General features: G+C 36.1%; 5 protein-coding genes and 2 pseudogenes. 4 read left to right on the top strand and 3 right to left on the bottom strand.

Features of this window, described 5'->3' with window-relative positions; genetic code table 11:
- Positions 1-77: 77 nt before the first annotated feature.
- From OZD68_RS05650 to OZD68_RS05640, 3 genes and pseudogenes are all read right to left on the bottom strand, one after another.
- A pseudogene (locus tag OZD68_RS05650) lies at positions 78-527 on the bottom strand (transposase); the annotation flags it as partial.
- Between the two features lie 146 nt (positions 528-673).
- Positions 674-886 (bottom strand): hypothetical protein, encoded by a 213-nt coding sequence (locus OZD68_RS05645; RefSeq protein WP_065094866.1) that lies wholly within the window; start codon positions 884-886, stop codon positions 674-676.
- 71 nt (positions 887-957) lie between these two features.
- Positions 958-1491, bottom strand: coding sequence for a hypothetical protein (locus OZD68_RS05640; protein WP_182309555.1), 534 nt, complete (start codon positions 1489-1491; stop codon positions 958-960).
- A gap of 161 nt (positions 1492-1652) precedes the next feature.
- Here OZD68_RS05640 and OZD68_RS05635 point away from each other — a divergent pair, with 161 nt between their 5' ends.
- From OZD68_RS05635 to OZD68_RS05620, 4 genes and pseudogenes are all read left to right on the top strand, one after another.
- On the top strand, positions 1653-2912 hold the full coding sequence (locus tag OZD68_RS05635; protein ID WP_375138387.1) for an MFS transporter: 1260 nt from the start codon (positions 1653-1655) through the stop codon (positions 2910-2912).
- Positions 2913-2989: 77 nt separating this feature from the next.
- Positions 2990-3400, top strand: a pseudogene (locus tag OZD68_RS05630) (helix-turn-helix domain-containing protein); the annotation flags it as partial.
- A 236-nt stretch (positions 3401-3636) separates the two neighbouring features.
- Positions 3637-3765 carry a hypothetical protein gene (locus OZD68_RS05625; protein WP_259366037.1) on the top strand — a complete coding sequence of 43 codons (129 nt, stop codon included), beginning with the start codon at positions 3637-3639 and terminating at the stop codon, positions 3763-3765.
- A partial coding sequence (locus tag OZD68_RS05620; protein ID WP_275009222.1) for an IS110 family transposase occupies positions 3723-4206 on the top strand: 484 nt, incomplete at its 3' end. The genes OZD68_RS05625 and OZD68_RS05620, both read left to right, overlap by 43 nt.

The raw sequence follows: 4206 nt of genomic DNA, 5'->3' as shown, positions 1-4206 counted from the left end.
TCTGTTCGGATTATTGTAAAAAGAGCTATACCTCTATCTAACACTGACCTTATGGCAACATTATTTAGCACATCTTAACAAACCGCAAAGGTTGCACTTGCATAATCACCTAAATCTTTTGGTTTTTGGTTACGTATTTTTCTTGAGCCAAATTCATTTTTTATTTCAACGCTTGTTGGTAAAATGATTTTGGAGGCATCAAGAGCTAACACTCTAAAGCCAAAACAAGTTTTAAATTTTTGGTCTTGGTAGTACAAGGAAACCACACCTTCGTTAATTTCTGAAAATGCACTGTGTTTCATTTTTTTTCTTGCTTGACTAAAAGCACTAGCAGTAACGGTATAGTCTTTTTTCCTATATAAAATAAATTCGTTTAGTATCACTTGCAGCGACTTTACACTTTTTCTTAAAATTAAGATAAATATGTCAATAAAAGATAACTTCCTCTTTCTCATAAAATCTTTTGAAGATGATTTATGGGATTCTATAAATTCTAGACTTGCCAATTCATTTTGAATAAATTTTATTACTGCCTTTTTTACTCATACTACCTTTAAACTTATTGTTATAAATCATTATCCCATAAAATCTATCTTTTTTCCTTAACTTAATGGCAGTGTGACTTGGAATATCTTCGTGAACTACATTTTCCTCATAATAACAGATTAGGTACTTATCCCCAGTTGATGTCTTCATGCCTGATGAATTTTGCATTTCTGGTGTCACGTTGGATAGCGAGTTTGACTATCGCTATATCTTCCTCATGCTCAATCGCTTCTTGTATAAACCCCTCTGCTAGCTCTTGAACTGATTGGTTTTTCACTTTAGCCAAGCGAGTAAGATTCTTTAAAACTTTTTCGCTAATGTTAATACCTGAATCTGCCATATGTTTTACCAAAATCTATTACTATAACAATTTTACAACATCTTTCTAAATTTTTCAATAAAAAAAGCAGTTTACGTAGGTACTTTCCACCCATTTCCAGCAGTCTTTTCTTCTTCTGTTTCTTCCATTTTAGAGCCTGGTTCTTCATGTATATCAGTCACAGGTTCTTTTTCTGCTTGCATTATTTTACCTGATATGTACTCCTTAGCTTGCTCAGCAAGCTCGATTACAATAGCTACTCCAATTGCAGTTGCAATCAGAAGTACTGGTATTGTAGCTCCCATAGCTAACAAAGAACTAACTGTAGTTGATAAAGACGATAAAGAATCTACTTTAATTATTGGAGTCAAGCCACATGCAACAAGGCCAACTCCGGCTGCAACACTTCCAATAAACACGCCAGCTAGACACGCAGTTTCTTTTAATGTTAACCCGCTATGACGCTCATATGGAATTGGATACAAAAGAATTGTTATGAAAGCTGCAATTAATGGCACTACATAGATGGCTCCAACAGTTCCGCCTGTTATCAGAGGTGAAAGACTAGTGAAACTTAGTAAGAGACCTATTAAAGTGCCTATTATAGCTCCTATTATTGCTGCCACGCCTAGCACGCTAAATAAATTACACCCACCATAACTTTGTCCCTATGTTAATAACATTTTAGTTTCACACACCATAATAAAAAAGTCAACCCACACCTTAGGTTGCAAAATCCCAAAAAGCAGCCAGAATAGAATAAGCAAACATTTACGAATTGAATTTAGTGCAAACAAGGGTGTTGATATCAGCTATTCTCTCCAGAATCGCAATATGGTATGACCATATGCTCTTTATCGATCTGGTTAACATAATTAGTAGAGAGTTTTGTTGTGCAAAAGATGTTTACTACAGCATACTGCAATTGTTTGGAATTGCAGGACTGGGCGCTATGGTAAGGCCACTTGGCGCATTCATATTTGGTCACATTGGTGACAGGTATGGAAGGAGAATGGCATTAACAATCGCTATCTTGCTAATATCGATTCCGTCTAGTCTCGTTGCGTTTATTCCAGGTTATAGTAAAATAGGTATAACCTCCACTATATTGCTTCTTGCAATCCATGTGACACAAGGGATTGCGCTTGGCGCTGAACAAGGAGGCAGTTCTGTTTATCTCATAGAGCATTTACCTAATAAGAAAAAACTAGGAATGTTTTTTGGAATAATAAGTTTTGGTCGCTCCATTGGCATCTTGCTCTCTGTGATTGTAGTGATCATCTGCAAAAAAAACACTGATTTTAACGCTTGGGGTTGGAGGTTGCCGTTTACTTTTTCATTTGTTTTGGGGTTAATCAGCGCATATAGTGTATACACATTAGGAGAAACTCCAGCATATGAAGAAAGTCGAAAACAAAGGAATTTATCTGATTTGCCAATAATAGAGCTTATAAAACGCTACAAGAGAGCTCTGTTACTTGCCGTTTTAGTATCTGTACCTGTTAATGTTGCTGTTGGATTTACCATATTTCTTCGAACAATTGCAAAAGAAATAGTGTCGGTTGAGACGTATGTAACAACATATGTCAATGAAATTGTGCTCATTATAACCAGTATATTAATGCCGGTATCTTCAATAGCGCTCGGAATGTTAGCTGATAAAGTAGGAAAAGAGCGCACTGCAATCTTATTTACAGTGATCACAATGGTACTGTGTTGTCCTGTGTTATCTACTGCATACTACTATAAAAGTTATCTTATAATTATGCTTAGTGTAATGGCTCTTTCTATAATAGAAAGGGGTATAAATCCTATAGGAATAGTTGCATCTGAACTCTTTCCTACCAATGTTAGATTTAGTGGTGTGAGCTTATCACGCAATATCTCTTATGCGTTACATGGAGGATTTACTCCTATGGTTTGTATTTGGTTGACTGTAACATTTCCTCAAACAAACCTTGCTGCTGGGCTTTATATAGTCTTCTGCTTGTTGGTCAGTGTGGTAGCAATATTGCAAATAAAACCGCAAGATAAGAAATTTGATTAGACCTGCTGCAAAAGGTGATTGAAAAAATGATGTGAGAGAGGTAGAAGAAGAATAAGCAGATCAAGTAAGGAAAAAAAATGAGCTTTAGTTACTATAATATGAAAAAACACCCAAGAAACTTTCGTAATATAACAGGTTTAAGTATAGAGGAGTTCGAAAAAGTAGTAGAAAAAGTGAGGTCTGGATGGAAAAAACTTGAAAAACAGAAAAAGTGTCATGGTAGAAGATCAAAACTACCAACTCTGGAAGATAAGTTGTTTTGCGTAATTTTGTACTATCGCACTTACATAACACATAGATTTTTAGGATGCCTATTCAATGTGCACAACGCAAATGTATGTAGGTTACTTAAGAGAATAGAGACATTACTCGCCAAAAAAGTGACTATAACAAAAGATAGAAGTATGACGCCAGAAAAAATACTGAAGATTTTGGCTGATGTTACAGAACAGCGCAGGACAGATAAAACCTGTCAAACCAAAAAGAAACTTCCTAGCTGAGTGTATAGCAAATTTTATATATAATTTTGTAGAGAAGAGTTTTTTGCAGTTATAGCCGAACTGTGCAATGGTGCCTTAAGTGCCCGTAGAACAGCGTGGCTTTGGGGGAACGGTCGAATCACTGATGGAGCCTTTTGTGCTACCTCGATTAGAAGAATGTATAACTCAAACGTCCCAAGCTAAGCACTTCTCAACTATGGATTATTATATAATGGAGATTAAAAATGGCAAAGGTCAAAAGTATAGCTCTTTTTACAATAATCCGAACAGATCATAATATGCTACTGCTCTACCATAGCCATCAGCACATATCTTATCCTATTCGGACTATTGCGAGAAGTGCTATAAATTAGAGATAACGAATCCTAATGCAGCAGGAATCGATGTTGGATCGGCTGTACATTATGTATGTGTACACGAAGGAAGCGATGAAGAACGTATACAAAAATTTAGCTGCTTTACCGAAGATCTCTGCAACATAGCAAAATGGTTGAAAAAATGTAAAGTTAATACAGTAGCCATGGAGTCAACAGGAGTGTACTGGATTCCTTTGTTTCAAGTACTTGAATCACACGGATTTGAAGTAAAACTGGTAAACGCAAAACATGTTAAAAATGTACCTGGGAGAAAATCAGATGTGCAAGATTGTCAATGGATTCAACAACTACACAGTTACGGGTTACTCCAAGGGTCATTTAGGCCAGATGATCAAATGTGTGTATTGCGTAGTTATAGCACTTCTCGCAATAGTCCGAATAGGATAAGATATGTGCTTATGGCTATGGTAGAGCAGT

This window comes from Wolbachia endosymbiont of Drosophila bicornuta (assembly GCF_028982105.1).
Taxonomy (GTDB): Bacteria; Pseudomonadota; Alphaproteobacteria; order Rickettsiales; family Anaplasmataceae; genus Wolbachia; species Wolbachia pipientis.
This window is presented reverse-complemented; position numbering and strand designations above follow the sequence as displayed.